This is a genomic window from Streptomyces sp. NPDC051364 (genome assembly GCF_040682115.1).
In the GTDB taxonomy this organism is placed as follows: domain Bacteria; phylum Actinomycetota; class Actinomycetes; order Streptomycetales; family Streptomycetaceae; genus Streptomyces.
Genome location: NZ_JBFBAH010000013.1, coordinates 92,102 through 115,901, shown reverse-complemented (window position 1 = coordinate 115,901; position 23,800 = coordinate 92,102). Strand labels below are relative to the sequence as shown.

The following is a 23,800-nucleotide window of genomic DNA, read 5'->3' as shown; positions in this document are numbered from 1 at the left end:
GCCCATCCTCCTGCCAGGCCAACGTACGGGGGCAGGGATTCACTCCCAGCGGAACAGCTTCGCGGCGGCGCCGAGCCCGAGCACGGCCCAGGCGGCGAGCACGGCCGCGTCCCCCCAGGGCAGCGCGGCCCCGTGCTGGAGCACCTCGCGCAGCCCGTCGGACAGCGCCGAGATCGGCAGCAGGCCGAGTACGGACTGCACGGCGCCGGGGAACTTCTCCATCGGCACGATCACCCCGCCGCCGACCAGCAGCAGCAGGAACACCAGGTTGGCGGCGGCCAGCGTGGCCTCGGCCTTCAGGGTGCCCGCCATCAGCAGCCCGAGCCCGGAGAAGGCGGCCGTGCCGAGCAGGACCAGTGCGGCGACGGCGAGGGGGTTGCCGTGCGGGGACCAGCCCAGCGCGAAGGCGATCACCGTCAGCAGCGCGATCTGCAGCACCTCGGTGACCAGCACGGACAGGGTCTTCGAGGCCATCAGCGCCCACCGCGGCAGCGGCGAGGCGCCGAGCCGCTTGAGCACCCCGTAGCGGCGGTCGAAGCCGGTGGCGATGGCCTGGCCGGTGAAGGCGGTGGACATCACGGCCAGCGCCAGGATGCCGGGCGCGAGGAAGTCCACCGACTTCTCCGCGCCCCCCTCTTGAATGGGCACAGTCACGATGTCGACGGCGGAGAACAGCACCAGCAACAGCGCCGGGATGATCACGGTCAGCAGCAGCTGCTCCCCGTTGCGCAGCAGCATCCGCGTCTCCAGCGCCGTCTGCGCCAGGATCATGCGGGACACGGGCGCGGCCCCCGGGTTGGGGGCGAACGTACCGGCGCTCATGCGCGCAGCTCCTTACCGGTCAGTTCCAGGAAGACGTCCTCGAGGGTGTGCCGCTCCACCGAGAGGCTGTTCGGCATCACCCCGTGCTGCGCGCACCAGGAGGCGACGGTGGCCAGCAGCTGCGGGTCCACGTCGCCGGTGACCCGGTAGACGCCCGCGCTGAGCTCGGCGGCCTCGGTGCCGTCGGGCAGCGCCTTCAGCAGCGAGCCGAGGTCGAGGGCGGGCCGGCCGGTGAAGCGCAGGGTGTTCTCGGCGCCGCCGCGGCACAGCTGCTCGGGGCTGCCGTGGGCGATGACCCGGCCCGCGTCGACGATGGCGACCTCGTCCGCGAGCTGCTCGGCCTCGTCCATGTGGTGGGTGGTGAGGACGACGCAGACCCCGTCGGCGCGCAGTTCCCGTACGAGCTCCCAGGTCGCGCGGCGGGCCTGCGGGTCCAGACCCGCGGTCGGCTCGTCCAGGAAGACGAGCTCGGGCCGGCCGACCACGGCCATGGCGAGGGCCAGGCGCTGCTGCTGGCCGCCGGAGAGGCGGCGGTAGGCGGTGCGGCCGCAGCCGCCCAGCCCGAGCCGTTCCACCAGGACGTCCACGTCGAGCGGGTCGGCGTACAGCTTGGCCATGTGGCGCAGCATCTCGACGGCGCGGGCGCCGGAGTAGACCCCGCCGGACTGGAGCATCACACCGATACGCGGGCGCAGCGCCTCGGCCTGGGCGACCGGGTCGAGGCCGAGGACGCGGACGGTGCCGGCGTCGGGGCGGCGGTAGCCCTCGCAGGTCTCCACGGTGGTCGTCTTGCCCGCGCCGTTGGGACCGAGGACGGCGGTGACCGAGGCCTTGCGGACGGTGAGGTCCAGGCCGTCCACCGCGGTTCTGGGACCGTACCGCTTCACCAGTCCGCGGATCTCCACGGCGGGGTCATTGCTCATGCGGGTGAGTCTACGGAGCCGGAGAAGGGGGCCCGGGCGGCGGGGGAGGCCGCCTGCCGCGGGGCGGCCGCAGGTCGGTTCCGTGCAGGTGGCAGGGGGTGCAGCCTTACTCTCCGTGGATAGATTAGGTAACCCTTAGTGATAGAGGCCACCAGGAGTGGCGTCGGTCACGGCTTGTCGGGGCTCGACTAATTACGCAACAATGGCGTTGTGAAATACGGCGAACGGATGATCGAGACCCCCCAGGGGGAACTCGCTACCGGGGAGCGGTCAACCCGCAACCGGGTCGCGCGCTCCATCCTGGACCACGGTCCGTCCACCGTCGCCGACCTCGCTGCGCGTCTCGGCCTCACCCAGGCCGCCGTCCGCCGCCACCTCGACACGCTCGTCGCCGACGACGTGGTCGAGCCCCGTGAGCAGCGCGTCTACGGCACGCGCACCCGGGGCCGGCCCGCCAAGGTCTTCGCGCTGACCGACTGCGGCCGCGACGCGTTCGACCAGTCCTACGACTCGCTCGCCGCGGACGCAATGCGCTGGATCGCGCAGGCCGCCGGCGGAGGCGAGCAGGGGGAGGCGGCCGTCGCCGCCTTCGCCAGGGCGCGGATGGACGCACAGGCCGAGACCTACCGGGAAAGCCTGGACGCCGCCGCCCCCGCGGAGCGCACCGAGGCCCTTGCCAAGGCGTTGACCGCCGACGGGTACGCTGCTACGGCGAAGAGCGCTCCCGGTCCGCACAGCGGTGAACAGCTCTGCCAGCACCACTGCCCGGTCGCCCATGTCGCCGAGCAGTTCCCGCAGCTCTGCGAGGCGGAGACCGAGGTCTTCTCCCGCCTGCTCGGGACGCATGTGCAGCGCCTCGCCACGATCGCCCACGGCGACGGGGTGTGCACCACGTTCATCCCACGAGGCGCGGGCACCGCACAGACCGACACATCAGCATCTGCAAGTACGGCCGGGAGGAACCCCGCATGACCACGGAGACTGCTCACCCTGAGCTCGATGGCCTGGGCACCTACGAATATGGCTGGGCCGACTCCGACGCGGCTGGCGCCGCTGCCAAGCGGGGTCTGTCCGAGGATGTCGTGCGCGACATCTCGGCCAAGAAGAACGAGCCGGAGTGGATGCTGAAGCTCCGCCTCAAGGGCCTCAAGCTCTTCGGCAAGAAGCCCATGCCGACCTGGGGCTCCGACCTCTCCGGCATCGACTTCGACAACATCAAGTACTTCGTGCGTTCGACCGAGAAGCAGGCCGCTTCGTGGGAGGACCTGCCGGAGGACATCAAGAACACGTACGACAAGCTCGGCATCCCGGAGGCGGAGAAGCAGCGCCTCGTCGCCGGTGTCGCGGCCCAGTACGAGTCCGAGGTCGTCTACCACCAGATCCGCGAGGACCTGGAGGAGCAGGGCGTCATCTTCCTCGACACGGACACCGCGCTCAAGGAGCACCCGGAGCTCTTCCAGGAGTACTTCGGCACGGTCATCCCGGTCGGCGACAACAAGTTCGCGTCGCTGAACACCGCCGTGTGGTCGGGCGGCTCGTTCATCTACGTGCCCAAGGGCGTCAAGGTCGACATCCCGCTCCAGGCCTACTTCCGTATCAACACGGAGAACATGGGCCAGTTCGAGCGGACGCTGATCATCGTCGACGAGGACGCGTACGTCCACTACGTCGAGGGCTGCACCGCCCCGATCTACTCCTCGGACTCGCTGCACAGCGCCGTGGTCGAGATCATCGTGAAGAAGGGCGGCCGCTGCCGCTACACGACCATCCAGAACTGGTCGAACAACGTCTACAACCTGGTCACCAAGCGCGCCGTGGCGTACGAGGGCGCGACCATGGAGTGGGTCGACGGCAACATCGGTTCCAAGGTCACCATGAAGTACCCGGCCGTCTACCTGATGGGCGAGCACGCCAAGGGCGAGACCCTGTCCATCGCCTTTGCGGGCGAGGGCCAGCACCAGGACGCCGGCTCCAAGATGGTCCACATGGCGCCGAACACCTCCTCCAACATCGTCTCCAAGTCGGTGGCGCGAGGCGGCGGCCGCACCTCGTACCGCGGCCTGGTCGAGATCGGCGAGGGTGCCCACGGCTCCAAGTCGAACGTGCTCTGCGACGCGCTCCTGGTCGACACCATCTCCCGCTCGGACACGTACCCGTACGTGGACGTCCGCGAGGACGACGTCTCCATGGGCCACGAGGCCACGGTCTCCAAGGTCTCCGACGACCAGCTCTTCTACCTGATGAGCCGCGGTCTGACGGAGTTCGAGGCCATGGCCATGATCGTGCGCGGCTTCGTCGAGCCCATCGCGCGCGAGCTGCCCATGGAGTACGCACTGGAGCTCAACCGGCTGATCGAGCTGCAGATGGAGGGTTCGGTCGGTTAATCCCGGCCGACCGAGTCCCGCAGACATTCTTTGACGTAGGAAGAGAGCACGAAGACAGCCATGGCTGAGGCTCAGAACATTCCGGCGGGTTCGACCACCGCCGGCGCGATCGCGGTGGCCGCCGAGTCCACCGTCGCCACCCGGATGAGCGCACCCCCGTCCTTCGACGTGGCGGACTTCCCCGTCCCCCACGGCCGCGAGGAGGAGTGGCGGTTCACCCCGCTGGCGCGCCTGCGCGGGCTGCACGACGGCACCGCGGTCGCCAACGGCACCATGAAGGCCCAGATCGACGCGCCCGAGGGCGTCACCGTCGAGTCGGTGGAGCGCGGCGACGCGCGCATCGGCAAGGCCGGCACCCCGGTGGACCGGATCGCCGCCCAGGCGTTCTCGTCCTTCGCCAAGGCCACGGTCGTCACCGTGCCCAAGGAGGCCGTCCTGACCGAGCCGGTGCGCGTCTCGCTGCACGGCGAGGGCGGCACGACCTTCGGGCACACCGTCTTCGACGTACAGGCCTTCGCCGAGGCCGTCATCGTCATCGACCACACCGGTGACGGCGTGCGCGCCGCCAACGTCGACTTCCTCGTCGGCGACGGCGCCAAGCTCACCGTCGTCTCCGTGCAGGACTGGGACGACACCGCCGTCCACTGCTCCCAGCACAACGCGCTGGTCGGCCGCGACGCGACCTTCAAGTCGATCGTGGTCACCTTCGGCGGCGACGTCGTACGCCTGCACCCGCGGGTCAGCTACGCGGGCCCCGGCGGCGAGGCCGAGCTCCTGGGCCTGTACTTCACGGACGCCGACCAGCACCAGGAGCACCGCCTCCTGGTCACGCACGACGCCCCGCACTGCAAGTCCCACGTGGTCTACAAGGGTGCGCTGCAGGGCGAAGGCGCCCACGCCGTCTGGATCGGTGACGTCCTCATCGAGAAGAGCGCCGAGGGCACCGACACCTACGAGATGAACCGCAACCTCGTCCTCACGGACGGCGCGCGGGTCGACTCGGTGCCGAACCTGGAGATCGAGACCGGCGAGATCGTCGGCGCCGGCCACGCCTCCGCGACCGGCCGCTTCGACGACGAGCAGCTCTTCTACCTGCAGGCCCGCGGCATCCCGGCCGGCGAGGCCCGCCGCCTGGTCGTGCGCGGCTTCTTCGCCGAGCTCGTCCAGCAGATCGGTGTCCCGGACATCGAGGAGCGCCTCCTCGCCAAGATCGAGACCGAGCTCGAGGCGTCCGTCTGATGACCTACGTCAAGGCCTGTGCGCTGAGCGAGCTCGAGGAGAACACCCCGAAGCGGGTGGAACTCGACGGCACGCCGGTGTCCATCGTCTCCACCGAGGGGGAGGTGTTCGCGATCAACGACATCTGCTCGCACGCGAACGTCTCGCTCTCGGAGGGCGAGGTCGAGGACTGCATGATCGAGTGCTGGCTGCACGGGTCCTCCTTCGACCTGCGCACCGGCAAGCCCTCCGGTCTGCCGGCGACCCGCCCCGTACCCGTATACCCCGTAAAGATCGAAGGGGACGACGTGCTCGTCTCCCTCACCCAGGAGTCCTGAGGTATCCATGGCAACGCTTGAAATCCACGACCTGCACGTCTCCGTCGAGGCCGAGAACGGCGCCCGCGAGATCCTCAAGGGCGTCGACCTCACCGTCAAGCAGGGTGAGACGCACGCCATCATGGGTCCGAACGGCTCCGGCAAGTCCACCCTGGCATACTCGCTCGCCGGTCACCCGAAGTACACCATCACCGGTGGCACCGTGACCCTCGACGGCGAGGACGTCCTGGAGATGTCGGTCGACGAGCGCGCCCGCGCCGGCGTCTTCCTCGCCATGCAGTACCCGGTCGAGGTCCCCGGCGTCTCGGTCTCCAACTTCCTGCGTACGTCGGCCACCGCCATCCGCGGCGAGGCGCCGAAGCTGCGTACCTGGGTGAAGGAGGTCAAGTCCGCGATGGAGCAGCTCCAGATGGACCCGGCCTTCGCCGAGCGCAACGTCAACGAGGGCTTCTCCGGCGGTGAGAAGAAGCGCCACGAGATCCTCCAGCTGGAGCTCCTGAAGCCGAAGATCGCGATCCTCGACGAGACCGACTCCGGCCTCGACGTCGACGCCCTGCGCCAGGTCTCCGAGGGCGTCAACCGCGTCCACGAGACCGGTGAGGTCGGCACCCTGCTGATCACGCACTACACGCGGATCCTCCGCTACATCAAGCCCGACTTCGTCCACGTCTTCTCCGAAGGCCGCATCGTCGAGTCCGGCGGCGCCGAACTCGCCGACAAGCTGGAGGCGGAAGGCTACGAGTCGTACAGCACGAAGGGTGGCGCGACCGCGTGACACAGATGCCTGGCCTCCTCGACATCGAGGCGATCCGCAAGGACTTCCCCCTTCTGGATCGTGTGGTCCACGACGGGAAGAAGATCGTTTACCTGGACAATGCGGCGACCTCGCAGAAGCCGCGCCAGGTGCTCGACGCGTTGAACGAGTACTACGAGCAGCACAACGCCAACGTCCACCGTGGCGTGCACGTGCTCGCCGAGGAGGCCACGGCGCTGTACGAGGGCGCCCGCGACAAGGTCGCCGCCTTCATCAACGCGCCGAGCCGCGACGAGGTGATCTTCACCAAGAACGCCTCGGAGTCGCTCAACCTGGTCGCGAACATGCTCGGCTGGGCGGACGAGCCCTACCGGGTCGACCGCGAGACCGAGATCGCCATCACGGAGATGGAGCACCACTCCAACATCGTCCCGTGGCAGCTGCTCTCGCAGCGGACCGGCGCGAAGCTGAAGTGGTTCGGCTTGACCGACGACGGCCGGCTCGACCTGTCCAACATCGAAGAGGTCATCACGGAGAAGACGAAGATCGTCTCCTTCACGCTGGTCTCCAACATCATGGGCACGATCAACCCGGTCGACGCGATCGTCCGGCGCGCGCAGGAGGTCGGCGCGCTCGTGTTGATCGACGCCTCGCAGGCCGCTCCGCACATGCCGCTGGACGTCCAGGCGCTCGGTGCCGACTTCGTGGCCTTCACCGGCCACAAGATGTGCGGCCCGACCGGCATCGGCGTGCTCTGGGGCCGCCAGGAGCTCCTGGAAGACCTGCCTCCGTTCCTCGGCGGCGGCGAGATGATCGAGACCGTGTCGATGCACGCCTCGACGTACGCCCCGGCGCCCCACAAGTTCGAGGCCGGTACGCCCCCGATCGCCCAGGCCGTCGGCCTCGGCGCGGCCGTGGACTACCTGACCGCGATCGGCATGGACAAGATCGCCGCGCACGAGCACGCGATCACCGAGTACGCGGTGAAGCGCCTCCTGGAGGTCCCCGACCTGCGGATCATCGGCCCCACCACGGCCGAGGACCGCGGCGCCGCGATCTCCTTCACGCTCGGTGACATCCACCCCCACGATGTCGGCCAGGTCCTGGACGAGCAGGGCATCGCGGTCCGCGTGGGACACCACTGTGCGCGCCCGGTCTGCCTGCGCTACGGAATTCCTGCGACCACGCGAGCGTCTTTCTACCTGTACTCCTCTCCGGCCGACGTCGATGCACTGATCGACGGGCTGGAGCACGTACGGAACTTCTTCGGCTGACGAGGGCGACGAGGACGACGCAGTGAAGCTGGATTCGATGTACCAGGAACTGATCCTGGACCACTACAAGCACCCGCACGGGCGTGGCCTGCGCGACGGCGATGCCGAGGTGCACCACGTCAACCCGACGTGCGGCGACGAGATCACGCTGCGCGTGAAGTACGACGGCGAGACGCTCACCGACGTCTCGTACGAGGGCCAGGGCTGCTCCATCAGCCAGGCCAGCGCGTCCGTGCTGAACGAGCTGCTCGTCGGCAAGGAGCTGGCCGAGGCGCAGAAGATCCAGGGCGTGTTCCTGGAGATGATGCAGTCGAAGGGCAAGATCGAGCCCGACGAGGCCATGGAGGAGGTGCTGGAGGACGCGGTCGCGTTCGTCGGCGTCTCCAAGTACCCGGCTCGCGTGAAGTGTGCTCTGCTGAGCTGGATGGCCTGGAAGGACGCGACCGCCCAAGCACTGGGCGACGCGGAGAGGAAGACGGCATGACCGAGAACGCGACGCCCGCCGAGGCGGCGATCAAGCCGGCCACCGAGGAGGAGGTCCGCGAGGCCCTCTACGACGTGGTCGACCCCGAGCTGGGGATCGACGTCGTCAACCTGGGCCTGATCTACGGCATCCACATCGACGACGCGAACATCGCGACCCTCGACATGACGCTGACCTCGGCGGCCTGCCCGCTGACGGACGTCATCGAGGACCAGGCGAAGTCGGCGACGGACGGCATCGTCAACGAGCTCCGCATCAACTGGGTCTGGATGCCCCCGTGGGGCCCGGACAAGATCACGGACGACGGCCGCGAGCAGCTGCGCGCGCTCGGCTTCAACGTCTGAGCGACCTCGTTCCGCGAGGGGCCCCCGGCACTCTGTGCCGGGGGCCCCTCGCGTTTTCCGGGAGTTTCCGGAAGCTCCCGGGAGGCCCTGCGTGTTCGTCCGGCGGACGATTGAAGTGCACCGGCAGTTGGCCACGGTGGCCGAACCTGCTCGACGGCCGTCACGGCGTGACGTGTGGTTCGCGCTCGGCTCGACTCGTGGGGACACCGATGAAGAAGCAGCTTGGTATCGCAGGGATCGCGGCGCTGGTCGTCGCCGGGACGGTCACGGTCGTGCCCGCGCAGGCGGTGACGTACGGGACGCCGACCATCAGCCTGTCCGCGTCGTACCTGTCCGGCGCCGTCGGCGCGGTCGGGGACCCCGTGGTGAACGTGACCGTCGGGCAGAGCGGCGCCGACGTGTCCGCGCTGACGGTCAGCGCCTCCGCGTCGAGCAAGGCCTCGGTCGCCGGCACGGGCGACGTGACCGTCACCGGGGCCGGGGCGGTGCGGCAGCTGGCCGTCACCGCGCGCGGCCGCGGCTACACCAACCTCACCGTCAAGGTGGCGGGGCTGGGCGGCAAGAGCGCCACCAAGACCCTGTCCTACGCCGCCTCGGCCGCCGTGCAGAACCCGGCCGAGGCCCGGTACTTCACCGGTGCCTCGGACTCCTCGGCCGCCGTGGACGTGGACGGCGGCTACACCGTGGTCGCCGACGACGAGAGCAACGTGCTGCGCCTGTACGACCGTTCCTGCTCGGCCGCCCCGGTCCGGACCTGGGACTTCAGCTCGCAGCTCGGCGTCACCAAGGAGGTGGACATCGAGGGGGCGACCCTGATCGGCAACACCATCTACTGGACGGGCTCGCTCGGCAACAACAAGGACGGCGAGTACAAGGCGCCCCGGAACACGGTGTTCACCACCACGGTGACCGGCTCCGGGTCGGGCACGCAGCTCGCGTACGGGCGCTCGTACAAGAAGCTCCGCGACGAGCTGGTGGCCTGGGACACGGCGAACGGCAACCGCTACGGCTTCGCGGCCGGCACGGCGGCGGGCGAGGCGCCCAAGCAGATCGACGGCTTCAACGTGGAGGGGCTGGAGTTCGCGCCGGGCTCGACCACGACCGCCTACCTGGGCTTCCGCGCCCCGCTGGCCCCGGCGGTGCCGGGCGGCAAGGCGCTGATCGTGCCGGTGACCAACTTCGACAAGGTGCTCTCCAGCGGGGCCAAGGCCACCTTCGGGGCGGGCATCGAGCTCGACCTCGGCGGGCTGGCGATCCGCGACATCCGCAAGAACGCGGCGAACCAGTACCTGATCCTGGCCGGCTCCTGGGCCGCGGACGACAACTCGGACCCGTACGCGCTCTACCAGTGGGACGGCGTCGCGGGCCACGCCCCGGTCAAGCGGGCCGACCTGCCGACGACCGACCCGGGCGGCTGGGAGGCCGTCGTGGACGTTCCGGACCTGTCGGTGGCGGGGGCGCGCGTGCAGCTGATCACGGACAGCGGGTCCGCGGACCTGTACGGGGACGGGGTCGAGGCGAAGGACCTGGCGCACCCGGAGTGGAAGAAGGCCCGTGCGGCCTGGTTCACGCTGAACTGAGGACGACCTGCTGGTCGCGGCACTGCGACAGGCGAACGCAGGCTTCGTGCCGGTGCCGGACGTCGACGACCCGGACCTGGCGGGGGCACTGGCGCGGCTGCTGGGGGAGTTCCTGACGGCCGACCGGGCGCGGGCGGAGCTGGAGTACGAGCTGTACCTGGAGGCGCTGCGCCGTCCGGCGCTGCGCCCGGTGGCGGCGGAGTGGACGGAGTCGGTCTCGGCGGCCCTGACCCACCGAGTGGACCCGCGGACGGCCCGGGCCCTGGTGGCGGTGATGGACGGCATCAGCCTCCAGGTACTGCTGACGGCGACGGAGTACGACGAGCCGTACACCCGCGAGATGCTCGGCCGAATCCTGAGCTGCGGCCCCGCCGGTGTTTGAGGCGCGGGGGGTCCGGGGGCGGAGCCCCCGGGGAGACGGTGAAAGGGCGGGGCGGGGAGAAAGTCCCGCGCGGCGGAACCCGCACCCGGCGGCGACGCTACTCGGCAGCCCGCACCGCGGCCAACGCCGCAGCGACACTGCCCTCGATGTCCCGGATCGGATAGATCACCTCCCGCACCACCCGCCCCCGATCCACCACCAGCGTCAACCGCTTCAGCCGACTCACCCCCGCCGCCCGAAACGTCGGCAACCGCAACGCCGCCGTCAGCGAAAGCTCCGCATCCGAGAGCAGCGGAAACCGCAGCCCCTCCGCCTCCGCGAACTCCCGCTGCTCATCGGGCCGCTGGGTGGACACCCCGTGCACCGTCGCCCCCGCCGCCGTGAACTCCGCCAGCTGGTCCCGGTACGTGCACGACTCGAACGTGCAGCCCTTCGCCCCCGGGATCCCCGCCCACCCCGGCGGGTAGGACTCGGCCCGGGCGTACGCGCCAGGGAAGCAGTACAGGACCGTGAACGGCGTGTCCGCCACCGGATCCCGGACCTCCCCGAACCGGTCCGGCAGCGCCAGCTCCGGCAGCCGCGTGCCGCGCAGCGCATGCACCCGTTCCGCCTCCCGCGAGGACTCCTCCGTCGTCGCCGTCATCTCTCCCTCTCCCAGGACCCAGGCGTCTCCCCAGTCCTGGAGGGCCACCAGGACCGGCAGCAGCCCCCGCCCGCGCGGGGTCAGCCGGTACTCGTGCCGCACCGGACGTTCCTGGTACGGCTCGCGCGTCAGCACCCCGGCTTCGACCAGCAGCTTCAGCCGCTCGGCCAGCACCTTGCGGGACATCCCCAGCTCGCGCTGGAACGCGTCGAAGCGGTGCACGCCGCGCGCGGCGTCGCGCACGATCAGCAGCGTCCACCAGTCGCCCACCACGTCGAGGGCCTGGGCGATGGCGCAGTCCGCGTCGTCGAGGTGTGTGCGCTGGGCCATGGGCACTCCTTTGTCCGTTGACCCAAGGCTGTCATGCTGACATAGTCCGTTCCCAAAAGGAACTGAGTGGCGCGGGGGGTGTGGTGCAAGGCTTCAAGGACGTGCCGAGAGCGGTGTGGCTGCTGGCGGCGGGGGTGTTCGTCAACGCCGTCGTCAGCTTCACCTTCGTCTTCGTCTTCCTGTACCTGACCGGTCCGCGCGGCCTCGGCGCCGCCCAGGCGGGCCTGGTCACCGGCATCGGCGGCGTCGGCCTCGTCGCCGGGAACTTCACCGGCGGCTGGTACGGGGACCGCTTCGGCCACCGCCGGGTGCTGCTCGCCGCCTCCACCGCCGGCGGCCTCGCCCTGATGTCCCTCCCGCTCCTGCCCACCGCCGGGCTCTACGCCGCCCTGCCGCTGGCCCAGTACGCCTCCGGCGTGGTCCGGGCCGCGAACTCCGCGCTGGTCGCCGTCACCGTCCCCGAGGGGGCCCGCCGGCACGCCTTCGCCGTCGTCCGCTGCGTCTCCAACGGCGGCTTCACCCTCGGCCCGCCCCTCGGAGCCGTGATCGCGACCGGACTCTCGTACGACTGGCTCTTCGTCTGCGACGGGCTCGGGACCCTGTTCTTCGCCCTCTGGACCGCGCGGGTCGTCCCCGCCCGCGGCGCCTCCCGCAATGCCGCCGCGGCCCCGGACGGGGGTCGGGGCCGCGGCCTGTGGGCGCAGCTGCGCGCCCGGCCCGCCGTACTCGTCCTCCTGGGCGCGATCCTGGTGACCGACCTCGTCTACCGCCAGCAGTACGGCACCTTCCCCGTCTTCCTGGCCGACCACGGACAGGGCACCCGGGCCTTCGGCCTCGTGATCGCCCTCAACGGCGCGGTCATCCTGCTGCTCGAGCTCCCGGCCGCCGTCGCACTGCGCGCCCGGCCGCCGCTCCCGGTCATCGGGACCGGCCTGGTGCTGGTCGGGGCCGGGTACGCGGCGCTGCTGCCCGGGGTGGGGGTGACGAGCGCCGTGGTGATGATGGTGCTGCTGAGCCTCGGCGAGATCCTGTACAAGACCACCGCCACCGCGTACGTCGCCGACCAGGCGCCCGAGCACGCCATCGGGCGGTTCCAGAGCCTGTACGCGGGGGTCTCGGTCAGCGGCGTCGTCCTCGGGCCGCCGCTGGGCGGAGCGCTGTACGCGGCTGCGCCCGGGCTGCTGTGGCCGCTGTGCGCGGCGCTGGCGGCGGGCGCGGGCGGGGCGGTGCTGTGGGTGTCGGCGCGGCAGCGGCGACACGCGGGCCGACCGGCACATGAGACCGGTTCGCAACCGCAGGCCGTCGCCGGTTAGGTTTCGGACATGACTGCTACGCGTACCACCGGCGCCGTCGCCGCCGGACTTGCCACCATCGCCTCCGACGGCACCGTCCTCGACACCTGGTTCCCCGCCCCCGAGCTGGTCGCCGAGCCCGGCCCGGCCGGCACCGAGCGCCTCACCGCCGACCAGGCCGTGGACCTGCTGGGCGCCGCCGCGGCCAAGGCGATCCGCCTGGACGCGGTCCGCGACGTCGAGGTCGTAGCCGTCCGCACCGTGATCTCCTCCCTCGAGGACAAGCCGCTGGACGCGCACGACGCGTACCTGCGCCTGCACCTGCTCAGCCACCGCCTGGTCAGGCCGCACGGCCAGAGCCTGGACGGCGTCTTCGGACTGCTGGCCAACGTCGCCTGGACCTCGCTGGGCCCGGTCGCCGTGGACCAGGTGGAGGCCGTACGCCTGAACGCGCGCGCCGAGGGCCTGTACCTCCAGGTCACCTCGATCGACAAGTTCCCGCGGATGACGGACTACGTCGCCCCCAAGGGCGTGCGCATCGCCGACGCGGACCGGGTCCGCCTCGGCGCGCACCTCGCCGAGGGCACCACCGTCATGCACGAGGGCTTCGTCAACTTCAACGCCGGCACCCTCGGCACCTCCATGATCGAGGGCCGCATCTCGGCGGGCGTCGTGGTCGGCGACGGCTCCGACATCGGCGGCGGCGCGTCCACGATGGGCACCCTCTCGGGCGGCGGCAAGCAGATCATCTCGATCGGCGAGCGCTGCCTGATCGGCGCCGAGGCGGGCGTCGGCATCGCGCTGGGCGACGAGTGCATCGTCGAGGCCGGCCTGTACGTGACCGCGGGCACCCGCGTCACCCTCCCGGACGGCCAGATCGTCAAGGCCCTGGAGCTCTCGGGCGCCAGCAACATCCTCTTCCGCCGCAACTCGGTCACCGGCACGGTCGAGGCCCGCCCGAACAACGCGGTCTGGGGCGGCCTGAACGAGGTCCTCCACTCCCACAACTGACGCCTACGGGCCCCGGCTGCCCGGTACGGCCACGACGCCCTCATCACCCCGGCAAGGGGTGGTGAGGGCGTCGTGTTTCTCCCGGTCCCGGGAACGTCCCCCCGCCCCGAGCGCGGGAGGACGGGTCGGTCAGGAGTGGGGGAGGGTGCGGATGAGGCCGGCGAAGGCCTCTTCCTCCGCCTCGGTCAGTTCGACCGACTCCATCGGGTGCGCGGCAGCAGTGCGCTGCGCCGGGATCACCGCGATGCCCTCGAACGCGCCGGGCTCCGGGTGGTGGAAGCGGGCGTCCCACAGCATGTGGCCGAGGCCGAGCACCCAGACGAGGGCGGCCACGAGCAGGACGGCAAGGCCGATTTCCTGGGCGAGGGAGATGGAGGGGAACACGCGGTCCTCCGGGGATACGGGCGGACATGGCCGAGCGTGGGGACGCTGTCGAGCGTGGGGACACTCAACACCACAACCCGGGTCGAATGGGGAGTGATGTGGCGAGCGTCACGCCAGGGGCGAAAGTCCCCACTTGTCCCCCGAACCGGTCCGGAGGCCTCCCCGCTCACTCCGCCAGGCGCAGCTTGAAGCCCTCGTGGCTGCGCGCGAAGCCCAGCCGCTCGTAGAAGCGGTGGGCGTCCGCCCGCTGCTTGTTGCTGGTCAGCTGGACCAGGCCGCAGCCGCGCTCGCGCGCCCGCGCCACCGCCAGCCGCATCAGCTCCGCGCCCAGCCCGCCGCACCGGCGGTCCTCGCGGATCCGCACCGCCTCGACCAGCGCCCGCTCCCGCCCGCCCTGGCCGAGGCCCGGGACGTACGTCAGCTGGAGGCAGCCGAGCACCGTCCCCGTCCCGCCCTCGCAGAGGACCAGCATCTCGTTGCGGGCGTCCGCCTCGATCGCGGCGAAAGCCTGCTCGTGCGCCTCGGTGACCTCGGCCCGCTCCTCCTCGCCGGCGTCCGCCAGCAGGGCCAGTACGGCGGGCAGGTCCTCACGGGTGGCAGTACGGAAGATCATGACCGGAAGTGTGGCAGGGGGCCCGGACGAGACGGCGTCCGGGCCCCCTGCGGCTCAGGTCCGCACCGCGGTTACGGGCGGAAGCGGAGCACCTGCGGGTCGTGGTCGCTGTTCTGCGCCGAGAACTCCGCGTTGATGTGCACGCTGTCGTACGTGAACGACTTGATCGCCGGGCTGGTCAGGATCTGGTCCAGCACCTGGGCGTTGCCCTGGAAGACGTACGAGTAGCGCTCCGCCTTCGGCAGCGACTTGACCGCCGCGTACAGCGATCCGCCGTCCTCCAGCGCCTGCGTGGTCCCCGAGAACTCGAAGTCGTTGATGTCGCCGACGGCGAGGACGTTCGCGTTCTTGTCCGCCGCCAGGAGCTCCTTGACGAAGCCGTTCACGGCCTGCGCCTGCAGCAGCCGCTTGGCCTCCGAGGAGCGGACCGGCGGCTGGTGGGACGAGGTCAGGCCCTCGTCGCCGCCCTTGGAGCCGAAGTGGTTCGCGATCACGAAGACCGTCTTGCCCTTGAAGACGAACTCGCCCGCGAGCGGCTTGCGGCTGTCGGCCCACGCCGGGTTCGCCGGGTCGATCCGGCCGGGGGAGTGGGTCAGGGCGGCCTTGCCCTGCTCCTTGACGACACCGGTCGCGGTCACCGCGTCGCCCGCCGCACGGTCGGTGAAGGAGACGCGGGCCGGGTTGAACAGGAACACCTGGCGGATGTTGCCGCCGGGCTCGCCGCCGTCCTTCTTGTCCTCCGGGTTGATGGTGCGCCACTGGTACGCCGGGCCGCCGGCCGCCACGATCGCCGCCGTGAACTTCGTCAGCGTCTGCTCCGCCGACACGGTGCCGTCGTTCTTGGCGCCGTTGTCGTCCTGGATCTCCTCCAGGGCCAGGATGTCGGGCGAGGCGAGGTTCGCGACGACGGCCTTCGCCAGGTTGTCGAACTTCTCCTGCGGGTCGCTCGGGTCGAGGTTCTCCACGTTGTACGTGGCCACCGCGAGCTCGTTCGCGGCCTGCGCCTTGGTCTTCTCGGGGGCGAGGGTGCCCGCCTTGACCGTGCCGAGGGTGCGGGCCGCCAGCGTGTATCCGCCGAACTGGTTGAAGTCCAGCGGGCCTTCGGTGGTGCCGGTCAGCTTGTCGCCGACGTTGGCCACCGGGAAGGGCTGCTCCGCCAGCGGCGCGAGCTGCTGGATCTGGAGCCGGCCGGTGTTCTGGGACTCGTACGAGCCGTAGATCGTGCCGCCGCGCTTGGCGGTGTTCTCCCAGCCCTTCACCGTGACCCACAGCTCCGCGTGAGGGTCGGTGGCGCCGACCACGCGCGAGGTGCCGATCTTCACGTTCATGCCCTCGAGGGACTCGTAGAAGTCCAGGGCGTAGCGCGAGGGGTCCAGGGTCAGGCCGTTGATGCTGCCGGCGGCGGCGGGGTCGCCTGCCGGGGCGTACTCGGCGGGCACGTTGTACTCGTTGATCGCGGCGGCCTCGGGCAGCGCGTTGCCCGAGGAGACGACGGTCACGGCCGGCTTGGAGATCTGGGTGACCGACTGGTTGCCGGAGGAGACGCCGCCGGGGATGTACTCGCCGACCAGGCCGGAGACCTTGACCGCATCGCCGACGGCGACGGTCGGGACGGAGCTGGTGAAGACGAAGACGCCCTCACTCGTCGCGTCGTTGTCGTCGGCGTCCGGGTCCTGCATCCAGAAACCGCGCGAGCCGTACGTGCGCACGCCGGTCACGATGCCCGCGACATCGGCGACCTGCTTGCCGTTGAGCGGCGATATCCGGGTGGTGCCCTGGATGTCGTGGATGCGTATCGGATCGGCGGACGCGGCGCCTTCGGCGGCGTCGGCGGTGCCCGCCAGCAGGCCGGTGGCCAGGGCGGTGGCGACGAGTGCCGAGACGGCGGCGGAACGGGGATGCGAGGAGCGCATGGTCAGGAACTCCGGTGTGTGGAAGAGAGAAGCGAAGGCGGTGATGCGTGGTTTTGGCGGGATACGTGCGGTGGGTCCGCGGCCGGGCCGCAGGAGATCCGCTGGAATCCCGGTGGTTCCCCATATGTCTACGCGCGTCAATTTCCTGTGTGACCAGGGAAGTTGTCAAGGCCTCCAGGGGATACGGAAGCTGACTGTGGGATGAACCAAGGGAGATGACCCGCCGGACGCGCCCGATATGCGTCTACGCTTGTGCGCCGTACGACCGCCCGCGGCGGCCGGACCACCGCCCCGGGGGCGGCCCGACCGCCGCCCCACGGCGGCCGTGCCCACCGCCCCACTGCGTCCGCGAGGAGACCGCCCCATGTCCGCAGAGCCGCACGCCACGCTGCCGCCCGTACGGCTGCCCTCCGATGCGGAACTGGCCCGCGACGCCCTCGTCGCCCCGCTGTTCGCCCGCGCCGTACGGCTGGCCCGCTGGGCCGGACCGGACACCCGCGTCGACATCGGCGGCGAACTCGTCGCCGCACAGCTGCCCGGGGCCGCCGCCGCGCTCGGCTTCGACGCCGCCGACGAGGAAGGACCGGTCCTCGCGAGCCAGGCATGGCGCGTGGCCGTGGACACCGGCCTGGTCGACGTGACCGAGCCCGAGGACGACGGCGACGAGGAGTCCGGCACCGCCGTGCCCGGCGAGGACCTGGCTCTGGTGACCGGCGGCGCGCCTGGCGAGGTGCTCGACCTGTGGCTGGCCGCCCTGGACACCGTCCTCGCGGACACGGCCGTGCCCGATCTGGACGGCCTCGTCGACGCGTTGGACGCGGGCGGCGAGATCGACTTCGACCAGCTGGACTGGAACCCGCGCCGCGAGGCGGACTTCCTCGACGGGGTCCTCGCCAACCTCTACCTGCTCACCGTCGCCGAGCGCGGCGCCTCGGACGGCCCGGTTCCGCTGCCCGTGCTCGCCGCTTCGATGGTCATCCCGGAGGACATGAGCGAGCCGACCGACGCTGTGCTGGAGCAGGTCTCGGACGCGATGATGCGCCTCGACGACCAGTTCCGGCAGCTGGAGCCGATCGGGCTCGTGGAGTTCCGGCCCGTCGACGAGGCGCTGATGGCGGAGGCGGACGACGAGGAGCTCGCCGCCGGTTCGGTGGCGGGCGGCGCTGCCGACGACGAGGACGTCTCCCGGTACGGGATGGTGCGGCTGACCCCGCTCGGCCTGTACGGGATCCGCGCCCGCATGCTGGAGGCCGGGGTCGTCGCCCCCGCCGTCGGAGAGCTGGCCGACAAGGGCGCGGACGCCCTTCTCGACGCCGTCTCCGGCTACCCCGAGGGTGCGGCCCAGGCCGAGATCGAGCAGTGGCTCACCGGCCGCGAACTGCCCGCCGCGGTCGCCGAACTGCTGGCCGCCGCCCGCGGCGCCGACGAGGGCGGCCCGCTGCGCCGGCTGCGCTGCCAGCAGGCCCTCGCCCCGGCCGGCCCGGAGGCCGAGCCTGCGGTGCGCGCGGTGCTCGACGACCCGGAGCTCGGCGGGCTCGCCCGGGTCTGGCTGTCCGAGCGCGGGGTGGCCGACGTACCGGCGCCGGACGGAGCGATGGTGTTCTGGCTGACCGTCGACACGATCGCGGCGCAGCTCGCGGCGGACGGGGAGACCGCGGAACTGCCGCTGCTGATGGAGTCGCTGACCGCGCACCACGCCGGGTTCTTCGACCAGGTCTGGCGGGTGGAGCACCCGGCGACGGCGTACGTGCTGGAGGCGATGGGCCGGGTGCACCCGGACAAGAAGGCCGCCAAGGAGGCCCGCAAGGCCGCCTTCAAGGCCCGCTCGCGGCCGTCCTGACGCGCTGGGGGTGCTGGGAGCGGGGGCCCCGGAACGCGCCGTTCCTGGGCCGGAGTTGGCCATTCCGGCCACCGGGAAGGGGTCGGTTTCCCTTCGCGGGTAGTTCAGCCGCCGTTCACGTGCGGACGGGAGCGTGTGCGCCGACGACCGCACGACAGGCTCACCACCTCCCCACCCCTGGAGACCCGATGCCGCTCAGCCGTAGAGACTTCACCGCCCGCACCGTCATCGCCGGCGCGGGAGTCGCGCTCACCGGAACGGTCGGCGCACTCGCCACCGCCCCGGGAGCGCTGGCGGCCGACGACAGCACCCGGCGCGACGAGCACGGCCGGCCCTGCGAGCCCGGCTACGGCCCGCTCCTCCCGGACCCGGCAGGACTGCTCGCCCTCCCCGCCGGGTTCGGCTACCGCGTGATCACCCACAGCGGTGTCACCACACTCGAGTCCGGCGAGTCCACGCCGTCCAACCACGACGGCACGGCCGCCTTCGAGGGCCACCGCGGGGTCACCCTCCTCGTCAACAACCACGAGCTCAAGGGCAAGCGGGAGAACTGGGCGCACCCCGTCCCCCTCACCGAGGGCCTGGTCTACGACCCGGCCGCGGCCGGCGGCTGCACGGTCGTCGAGGTCCGGCGCGGCGGCGAGGTCGCCGAATGGGTGGGCGTCGCCGGTACGTCGACCAACTGCGCGGGCGGTGCCACCCCCTGGGGCACCTGGCTGACCTGCGAGGAGACCGAGGACCTCGCCGGCAAGAACGGGATGACCAAGGACCACGGGTACGCGTTCGAGGTCGACCCGCACGACCGCCGCGCCAACCGCGACCCGAAGCCGGTCAAGGCCTTCGGCCGGTACGCCCACGAGGCCGTGGTCATCGACCCGCGCCAGGGCCACGCGTACCTGACCGAGGACGCCTCCGGCCCCAACGGGCTGCTCTACCGCTGGACCCCGCCGAGCGGCTTCCGCCACGGGCGTGGCAAGCTCCGTACCCTCGCCGCCGACGCCGGCGTGCTGGCCGCCGCCAAGTGCTTCGACAGTGCGGGCCGGTTCGTCGACGACCTCTCGCGCGCGACGAAGACCGGCACCGTCTACGGGGTCGACTGGGTGGACGTGGCGGACCGCGACGCGCGGACGGTGCCGGTGCGCAAGCAGTTCGCGGACGGCGCGGTGACCCGCGCGCGCAAGCTGGAGGGCATGTGGTGGGCCGACGGCGGCGCCTACTTCGTCTCCTCGTACGCCCGCGAGGAGAGCCCGGGCGCGGCGCACGACGGCCAGGTGTGGTTCTACGATCCGAAGCGGCGCACGGTCCGGCTGATGGTGGTGCTCGGGGTGAACGCCGACCCGGCCAAGGACGGCTCCTTCGACGGCCCCGACAACATCACGGTCTCCCCGTACGGCGGTCTGGTCATCGCGGAGGACGGCAGCGGCCTGCAGCACCTGTTCGGCGCAACCGAGTCGGGACGCACCTACCCGCTGGCGCGCAACGAGCTGAACATGGGGACGGCGGAGGAGCCGGAGTACTCGGAGTTCACGGGGGTCTGCTTCTCCCCTGACGGGCGCACGCTGTACGCCAACATCCAGGACCCCGGCATCATGCTCGCGATCACCGGACCGTGGCGGCGCGCGCACTGACGCCTCGGCCGCCGACGGACCGGAGGCCGGTATTCCGGCGGCCGGTACTCACGATCGGCGGCTGCGCCGCCGCCCGTTCACCGGGCGGCGGCGAGCCTTCGGTCGTTCACTGAGCGGCGGCGGTCTCGGCGTGGCTGGCTGCGGCCCATTCCTCGAGCAGGAACTCGTACGCCTCGGAGGGCCACTCCTCGTCCACCCGGGTCTCGACGAGGTGCCGTATCGCCTCGTTCGCCTCAGCGGCGGACGGACGGGCGGGACCCGCGGGCCGGAGTGTGCTGTACATGCTTTCAAGGCTACGGGCGGGCACTGACAGTCACCTCCGGATTAAGGGTGGAATCCATCACCTCGGCCCTCGGGCCGATCGGTCACGGTAGCTCCGTGTGCCCGCCCACCTGCTCAGAGTGCCTGTGAGGCGGGCTGGACCATGCCGCGTACTGTGCGCGACTTCACAAAGTCTCCGATCGCCGTCATCTCCCATTCGCCCGAGAACTGGCGAACCAGCTTGGCCATCATGACCCCGGTCTGCGGCTGGGCGCCGGTGAGGTCGAAGCGCACCAGCTCCTCCCCGCTCGCGGCGTCGATCAGGCGGCAGTAGGCCTTGGCGACCTCGGTGAACTTCTGGCCGGAGAAGGAGTTGACCGTGAAGACCAGGCCCGTGGCCTCGGCGGGCAGCCGCCCGAGGTCCACCACGATCACCTCGTCGTCCCCGGCGCCCTCACCGGTGAGGTTGTCGCCCGAGTGCTTGATGGCGCCGCCCAGGATCGACAGCTTGCCGAAGTAGCAGCTGTCGATGTGGTTGCGCTGCGGGCCGTACGCGATGACGGAGGCATCGAGGTCGATGTCCCGGCCGCGGAACGCAGGCTCCCAGCCCAGGCCCATCTTCACCTGGGAGAGCAGCGGGCGGCCGTTCTTGACCAGGGAGACCGTCTGGTTCTTCTGGAGGCTGACCCGGCCCTTGTCGAGGTTGATCTTCCCGGTGCCGGCGGCGGCAGGGGCCGCGGCCGGCGGCGCGGGCGGAGCGGCAGGGGCCGCCGGCGCCGTGGGGGCGCTCGGCCAGGAGGAGGGGGACGGGGCGGACGGCGCCGAGGGGGTCTGACCCCAGACCGGGGCCGAAGGGGTGACCGGGGCCAAAGGGGTGACCCGGGCTGCAGGAGCCTGCGGGGCGGCCGCGGGCGGCGGGGCGGGTTCCTCGTCCACGGAGACCCCGAAGTCGGTCGCGATCCCGGCGAGGCCGTTGGCGTACCCCTGGCCGACCGCACGCACCTTCCACGCGCCGCCGCGCTGGTAGACCTCGACGACCACGAGCGCGGTCTCGGTGCCCAGCTGCGGAGGGGTGAAGGTGGCGATCACCGCGCCGCTGTCCGCATTCCGCACGGTGGCCGTGGGCTCGATGCCCTGGAAGGTCTGACCTGCGGCGTCGGGACTGGCCGTGACCACGATCCGCTCGATGCCCGGCGGCAGCGCGCCCGTGTCCACCGTGATCGAGTCCGGCGCCGCCCCGCCGCCCGACCGGTGGCTGACACCGGGACCGGACGGCTGGTTGTAGAAGATGAAGTCGGCGTCGGAACGCACCTTGCCGTCCGCCGCGAGAAGGAGTCCCGACACGTCGAGCCGCACCGGGGCAGCCACGTCCACCGTCACACGGACGGTATTGAGCGGCAGGTTGGAACCTGGGGTCATAGCGGTCATGCCGGGACAACGACCGGAGGCCCTTTGCCGTTCCCTTACCCTCGCCGCGGATTTCAGCGCCGGTTGCGGGGGTGGTTCTTCGCCGTCCGCTCGTTGCCGAACTTGTACGCGCCGGTCCAGCGGGCCATCACGAGCTGCGCGTCGCCCGACTCGACCTCGGCGAGGAACTTCTCGGCCCGCCCGCCCCGCAGGGTGCTCGCGGCCCGGCCCTGGTGCGTGATGGCCACGCTGTTGTCGCTGCGCTGTTCGTACGTGAATCCGTGAGGTCTCGGCATGACCGGCAGCCTGCCCCCGCGCGGGCGGGGCAGGCAACGGGTTTACGGCCCGGCGGGTCAGGGCGTGGCAGGCCGGGGCCCGTGGCGGGCAGGGCCTGACCCGCGGCCCGCCTCAGTCGCCGGTGACGCGGCGCGGCAGCCCCAGCGGGTTCGCCTCGCGCAGTTCCGCCGGAAGCAGCGGGTCCGGCACCGACTGGTAGGCCACCGGCCGCAGCCAGCGTTCGATGGCGGTCCCGCCGACCGACGTGGAGTGCGAGGTCGCCGCCGGGTACGGGCCGCCGTGGTGCTGGGCGGGGGCCACCGCGACACCGGTCGGCCAGCCGTTGACCACGATCCGCCCGGCCAGCGCCGTGACCTGCGCGATCAGCTCCGCCGCCGGGCCAGGACCGCCGCTGGCCTCGGCCGCGGACAGCTGGAGCGTGGCGCTCAGGTTCCCGGCGAGCAGGCCGAGCACCGACCCTGCCTCGCGCTGGTCGGCGTACCGGACGACCACGGTCACCGGTCCGAAGCACTCCTCGAGCAGCACCTCGTACGCGCCGCCCTCGAGGAGGGTCCCGGCCGGCACGGTCAGGTAGCCCGCGCCGACGGTGTGCTCGCCGCCGGAACCCGGGGTGACGGGCGCGGTGACGCCGGGCAGCCCGGCCCGCTCGCGCACGCCGGAGACGAAGTTCTCCCGCATCCGGTGGTCGAGCAGGACGCCCGGCTCGGTCTCGCCGAGGGCCTTCGTCAGCGCGCCGGTGAACCGGTCGCCGTCCGCGCCCTCGGGGATCAGGACCAGGCCCGGCTTGACGCAGAACTGGCCGACCCCGAGGGTGACCGAGCCCGCGAGCCCGGCGGCGATCTCCTCGGCACGCTCGGCGGCGGCCGCGGGGGTGACCACGACGGGGTTGAGGGAGCCGAGTTCGCCGTGGAAGGGGATGGGGACGGGACGGGCGGCGGCCGCGTCGAACAGCGCCCGCCCGCCCCGGATGGAACCGGTGAATCCGGCAGCGGAGACGAGGGGGTGGCGGATCAGCTCCAGGCCCGCGTCGAACCCGTGGACGACGGAGACCACGTCGGCCGGCAGCCCGGCCGCCACGGCCGCCCGGCGCAGCAGCGAGGCGCACAGCTCGGAGGTGGCCGGGTGGTCGGGGTGCGCCTTGACGACCACCGGACAGCCGGCGGCCAGCGCGCTCGCGGTGTCCCCGCCGGGGACGGAGAACGCGAGCGGGAAGTTGGAGGCGGCATAGACCGCGACCACGCCCAGCGGTACCTTGTAGCGCCGCAGTTCGGGGCGCGGCGGGACGGTGCCGGTGTCGGCGCGGTCGATGCGGATGTCGAGGTAGGAGCCCTCGTCCACGGCGTCGGCGAAGGCCCGCAGCTGGCCGGTGGTGCGGGCGAGCTCGCCGGTGAGCCGGCCCGGCCCGAGGGCGGTCTCGGCGTCGGCGGCCTCGATCACGTGGTCCGCGGCCTCGTCGAGCAGCTCGGCGGCCGCGCGCAGGAAGGCCGCGCGGGTGGTGCGGTCGACGAGCGCGCCGCGGGCCGCGTGGGCGGCGCGTACGGCCTCGTCCACCTCACTGGATGTGGCTTCCACCGCAACCTGTTCGCGCTGCTTCCCGGTGCGGGGGTCCACACTCCAGACTGGTGTTGCTGCCATGGCGCACTGCCTCCTGGATCTACGCTGACCCGCGCGGTGGCGT

23 protein-coding genes and 1 pseudogene are annotated in these 23,800 nt (G+C 71.5%); 14 read left to right on the top strand and 10 right to left on the bottom strand.

Features of this window, described 5'->3' with window-relative positions; genetic code table 11:
• Positions 1 to 39: 39 nt before the first annotated feature.
• On the bottom strand, positions 40 to 822 hold the full coding sequence (locus tag AB0M76_RS25880) for an ABC transporter permease (RefSeq protein WP_365955127.1): 783 nt from the start codon (positions 820 to 822) through the stop codon (positions 40 to 42).
• Positions 819 to 1,745 carry an ABC transporter ATP-binding protein gene (locus AB0M76_RS25875; protein ID WP_266668198.1) on the bottom strand — a complete coding sequence of 309 codons (927 nt, stop codon included), beginning with the start codon at positions 1,743 to 1,745 and terminating at the stop codon, positions 819 to 821. Before AB0M76_RS25875 ends, AB0M76_RS25880 begins: the two co-directional genes overlap by 4 nt.
• A 228-nt stretch (positions 1,746 to 1,973) precedes the next feature.
• Here AB0M76_RS25875 and AB0M76_RS25870 point away from each other — a divergent pair, with 228 nt between their 5' ends.
• The 10 genes and pseudogenes from AB0M76_RS25870 to AB0M76_RS25825 form a co-directional block, all read left to right on the top strand.
• A complete protein-coding gene (locus AB0M76_RS25870) occupies positions 1,974 to 2,717 on the top strand; it encodes an ArsR family transcriptional regulator (RefSeq protein ID WP_365955126.1) in 744 nt (247 codons plus the stop codon).
• On the top strand, positions 2,714 to 4,129 hold the full coding sequence (sufB, locus tag AB0M76_RS25865) for a Fe-S cluster assembly protein SufB (protein ID WP_365955125.1): 1,416 nt from the start codon (positions 2,714 to 2,716) through the stop codon (positions 4,127 to 4,129). Before AB0M76_RS25870 ends, sufB begins: the two co-directional genes overlap by 4 nt.
• 60 nt (positions 4,130 to 4,189) lie before the next feature.
• Positions 4,190 to 5,368, top strand: coding sequence for a Fe-S cluster assembly protein SufD (gene sufD / locus AB0M76_RS25860; RefSeq protein ID WP_365955124.1), 1,179 nt, complete (start codon positions 4,190 to 4,192; stop codon positions 5,366 to 5,368).
• A complete protein-coding gene (locus tag AB0M76_RS25855) occupies positions 5,368 to 5,685 on the top strand; it encodes a bifunctional 3-phenylpropionate/cinnamic acid dioxygenase ferredoxin subunit (protein ID WP_053785806.1) in 318 nt (105 codons plus the stop codon). The genes sufD and AB0M76_RS25855 overlap by 1 nt, the downstream gene beginning before the upstream one ends.
• A gap of 7 nt (positions 5,686 to 5,692) precedes the next feature.
• Positions 5,693 to 6,460, top strand: a complete 768-nt coding sequence (gene sufC / locus AB0M76_RS25850; RefSeq protein WP_365955123.1) for a Fe-S cluster assembly ATPase SufC — start codon at positions 5,693 to 5,695, stop codon at positions 6,458 to 6,460.
• Positions 6,457 to 7,713: a cysteine desulfurase gene (locus AB0M76_RS25845; RefSeq protein ID WP_365955122.1), complete on the top strand. Its 1,257-nt coding sequence runs from the start codon at positions 6,457 to 6,459 to the stop codon at positions 7,711 to 7,713. The genes sufC and AB0M76_RS25845 overlap by 4 nt, the downstream gene beginning before the upstream one ends.
• A gap of 22 nt (positions 7,714 to 7,735) precedes the next feature.
• Entirely contained in the window at positions 7,736 to 8,197 is a 462-nt protein-coding gene (gene sufU, locus AB0M76_RS25840) for a Fe-S cluster assembly sulfur transfer protein SufU (RefSeq protein ID WP_030292254.1), read from the top strand.
• On the top strand, positions 8,194 to 8,541 hold the full coding sequence (locus AB0M76_RS25835) for a metal-sulfur cluster assembly factor (protein WP_365955121.1): 348 nt from the start codon (positions 8,194 to 8,196) through the stop codon (positions 8,539 to 8,541). Before sufU ends, AB0M76_RS25835 begins: the two co-directional genes overlap by 4 nt.
• A gap of 209 nt (positions 8,542 to 8,750) precedes the next feature.
• A complete protein-coding gene (locus tag AB0M76_RS25830) occupies positions 8,751 to 10,121 on the top strand; it encodes a DUF3616 domain-containing protein (protein ID WP_365955120.1) in 1,371 nt (456 codons plus the stop codon).
• Positions 10,117 to 10,503 (top strand): annotated as a pseudogene (locus tag AB0M76_RS25825) (TetR family transcriptional regulator); the annotation flags it as partial. The gene AB0M76_RS25830 and the pseudogene AB0M76_RS25825, both read left to right, overlap by 5 nt.
• 97 nt (positions 10,504 to 10,600) lie before the next feature.
• On the opposite strand, the gene AB0M76_RS25820 reads toward AB0M76_RS25825, so the two are convergent.
• Positions 10,601 to 11,476 carry a winged helix-turn-helix transcriptional regulator gene (locus AB0M76_RS25820; protein ID WP_266668211.1) on the bottom strand — a complete coding sequence of 292 codons (876 nt, stop codon included), beginning with the start codon at positions 11,474 to 11,476 and terminating at the stop codon, positions 10,601 to 10,603.
• Positions 11,477 to 11,577: 101 nt separating this feature from the next.
• Here AB0M76_RS25820 and AB0M76_RS25815 point away from each other — a divergent pair, with 101 nt between their 5' ends.
• Together AB0M76_RS25815 and dapD are read left to right on the top strand one after the other, a co-directional pair.
• Positions 11,578 to 12,789: an MFS transporter gene (locus AB0M76_RS25815; protein WP_365955119.1), complete on the top strand. Its 1,212-nt coding sequence runs from the start codon at positions 11,578 to 11,580 to the stop codon at positions 12,787 to 12,789.
• A gap of 9 nt (positions 12,790 to 12,798) precedes the next feature.
• A complete protein-coding gene (dapD, locus tag AB0M76_RS25810) occupies positions 12,799 to 13,779 on the top strand; it encodes a 2,3,4,5-tetrahydropyridine-2,6-dicarboxylate N-succinyltransferase (protein ID WP_365955118.1) in 981 nt (326 codons plus the stop codon).
• A 129-nt stretch (positions 13,780 to 13,908) separates the two neighbouring features.
• Here dapD and AB0M76_RS25805 read toward each other — a convergent pair whose 3' ends face one another.
• From AB0M76_RS25805 to AB0M76_RS25795, 3 genes are all read right to left on the bottom strand, one after another.
• Complete coding sequence (locus tag AB0M76_RS25805) at positions 13,909 to 14,163, bottom strand: hypothetical protein (RefSeq protein ID WP_365955117.1); 255 nt, start codon at positions 14,161 to 14,163, stop codon at positions 13,909 to 13,911.
• A gap of 166 nt (positions 14,164 to 14,329) precedes the next feature.
• Complete coding sequence (locus AB0M76_RS25800) at positions 14,330 to 14,776, bottom strand: GNAT family N-acetyltransferase (RefSeq protein WP_365955115.1); 447 nt, start codon at positions 14,774 to 14,776, stop codon at positions 14,330 to 14,332.
• Positions 14,777 to 14,847: 71 nt separating this feature from the next.
• A complete protein-coding gene (locus tag AB0M76_RS25795) occupies positions 14,848 to 16,689 on the bottom strand; it encodes an endonuclease/exonuclease/phosphatase family protein (protein ID WP_365955114.1) in 1,842 nt (613 codons plus the stop codon).
• Between the two features lie 364 nt (positions 16,690 to 17,053).
• Here AB0M76_RS25795 and AB0M76_RS25790 point away from each other — a divergent pair, with 364 nt between their 5' ends.
• A complete protein-coding gene (locus tag AB0M76_RS25790) occupies positions 17,054 to 18,529 on the top strand; it encodes a hypothetical protein (RefSeq protein WP_365955113.1) in 1,476 nt (491 codons plus the stop codon).
• 188 nt (positions 18,530 to 18,717) lie between these two features.
• Positions 18,718 to 20,157, top strand: a complete 1,440-nt coding sequence (locus tag AB0M76_RS25785) for an alkaline phosphatase PhoX (RefSeq protein WP_365955111.1) — start codon at positions 18,718 to 18,720, stop codon at positions 20,155 to 20,157.
• Between the two features lie 106 nt (positions 20,158 to 20,263).
• Here AB0M76_RS25785 and AB0M76_RS25780 read toward each other — a convergent pair whose 3' ends face one another.
• The 4 genes from AB0M76_RS25780 to AB0M76_RS25765 form a co-directional block, all read right to left on the bottom strand.
• Complete coding sequence (locus tag AB0M76_RS25780) at positions 20,264 to 20,440, bottom strand: hypothetical protein (protein ID WP_266668225.1); 177 nt, start codon at positions 20,438 to 20,440, stop codon at positions 20,264 to 20,266.
• A gap of 113 nt (positions 20,441 to 20,553) precedes the next feature.
• The gene (locus tag AB0M76_RS25775; RefSeq protein WP_365955110.1) at positions 20,554 to 21,837 is read right to left on the bottom strand and encodes a TerD family protein; all 1,284 of its coding nucleotides are present in this window, start codon (positions 21,835 to 21,837) and stop codon (positions 20,554 to 20,556) included.
• A 62-nt stretch (positions 21,838 to 21,899) separates the two neighbouring features.
• A complete protein-coding gene (locus tag AB0M76_RS25770) occupies positions 21,900 to 22,121 on the bottom strand; it encodes a hypothetical protein (RefSeq protein ID WP_365955109.1) in 222 nt (73 codons plus the stop codon).
• A 112-nt stretch (positions 22,122 to 22,233) separates the two neighbouring features.
• Positions 22,234 to 23,757, bottom strand: coding sequence for an aldehyde dehydrogenase (NADP(+)) (locus tag AB0M76_RS25765; protein ID WP_365955108.1), 1,524 nt, complete (start codon positions 23,755 to 23,757; stop codon positions 22,234 to 22,236).
• Between the last annotated feature and the right edge of the window lie 43 nt (positions 23,758 to 23,800).

Bases quoted from the DNA above. Each gene is read 5' to 3' on its own strand.
- AB0M76_RS25830 (WP_365955120.1), top strand. From the start codon at position 8,751: ATGAAGAAGCAGCTTGGTATCGCAGGGATCGCGGCGCTGGTCGTCGCC.
- dapD (WP_365955118.1), top strand. From the start codon at position 12,799: ATGACTGCTACGCGTACCACCGGCGCCGTCGCCGCCGGACTTGCCACC.
- AB0M76_RS25795 (WP_365955114.1), bottom strand. From the start codon at position 16,689: ATGCGCTCCTCGCATCCCCGTTCCGCCGCCGTCTCGGCACTCGTCGCC.
- AB0M76_RS25775 (WP_365955110.1), bottom strand. From the start codon at position 21,837: ATGACCCCAGGTTCCAACCTGCCGCTCAATACCGTCCGTGTGACGGTG.
- sufD (WP_365955124.1), top strand. From the start codon at position 4,190: ATGGCTGAGGCTCAGAACATTCCGGCGGGTTCGACCACCGCCGGCGCG.
- AB0M76_RS25780 (WP_266668225.1), bottom strand. From the start codon at position 20,440: ATGTACAGCACACTCCGGCCCGCGGGTCCCGCCCGTCCGTCCGCCGCT.
- AB0M76_RS25785 (WP_365955111.1), top strand. From the start codon at position 18,718: ATGCCGCTCAGCCGTAGAGACTTCACCGCCCGCACCGTCATCGCCGGC.
- AB0M76_RS25790 (WP_365955113.1), top strand. From the start codon at position 17,054: ATGTCCGCAGAGCCGCACGCCACGCTGCCGCCCGTACGGCTGCCCTCC.
- AB0M76_RS25835 (WP_365955121.1), top strand. From the start codon at position 8,194: ATGACCGAGAACGCGACGCCCGCCGAGGCGGCGATCAAGCCGGCCACC.
- AB0M76_RS25855 (WP_053785806.1), top strand. From the start codon at position 5,368: ATGACCTACGTCAAGGCCTGTGCGCTGAGCGAGCTCGAGGAGAACACC.
- AB0M76_RS25765 (WP_365955108.1), bottom strand. From the start codon at position 23,757: ATGGCAGCAACACCAGTCTGGAGTGTGGACCCCCGCACCGGGAAGCAG.
- AB0M76_RS25880 (WP_365955127.1), bottom strand. From the start codon at position 822: ATGAGCGCCGGTACGTTCGCCCCCAACCCGGGGGCCGCGCCCGTGTCC.
- AB0M76_RS25800 (WP_365955115.1), bottom strand. From the start codon at position 14,776: ATGATCTTCCGTACTGCCACCCGTGAGGACCTGCCCGCCGTACTGGCC.
- sufB (WP_365955125.1), top strand. From the start codon at position 2,714: ATGACCACGGAGACTGCTCACCCTGAGCTCGATGGCCTGGGCACCTAC.
- sufC (WP_365955123.1), top strand. From the start codon at position 5,693: ATGGCAACGCTTGAAATCCACGACCTGCACGTCTCCGTCGAGGCCGAG.
- AB0M76_RS25875 (WP_266668198.1), bottom strand. From the start codon at position 1,745: ATGAGCAATGACCCCGCCGTGGAGATCCGCGGACTGGTGAAGCGGTAC.
- AB0M76_RS25870 (WP_365955126.1), top strand. From the start codon at position 1,974: ATGATCGAGACCCCCCAGGGGGAACTCGCTACCGGGGAGCGGTCAACC.
- AB0M76_RS25770 (WP_365955109.1), bottom strand. From the start codon at position 22,121: ATGCCGAGACCTCACGGATTCACGTACGAACAGCGCAGCGACAACAGC.
- AB0M76_RS25820 (WP_266668211.1), bottom strand. From the start codon at position 11,476: ATGGCCCAGCGCACACACCTCGACGACGCGGACTGCGCCATCGCCCAG.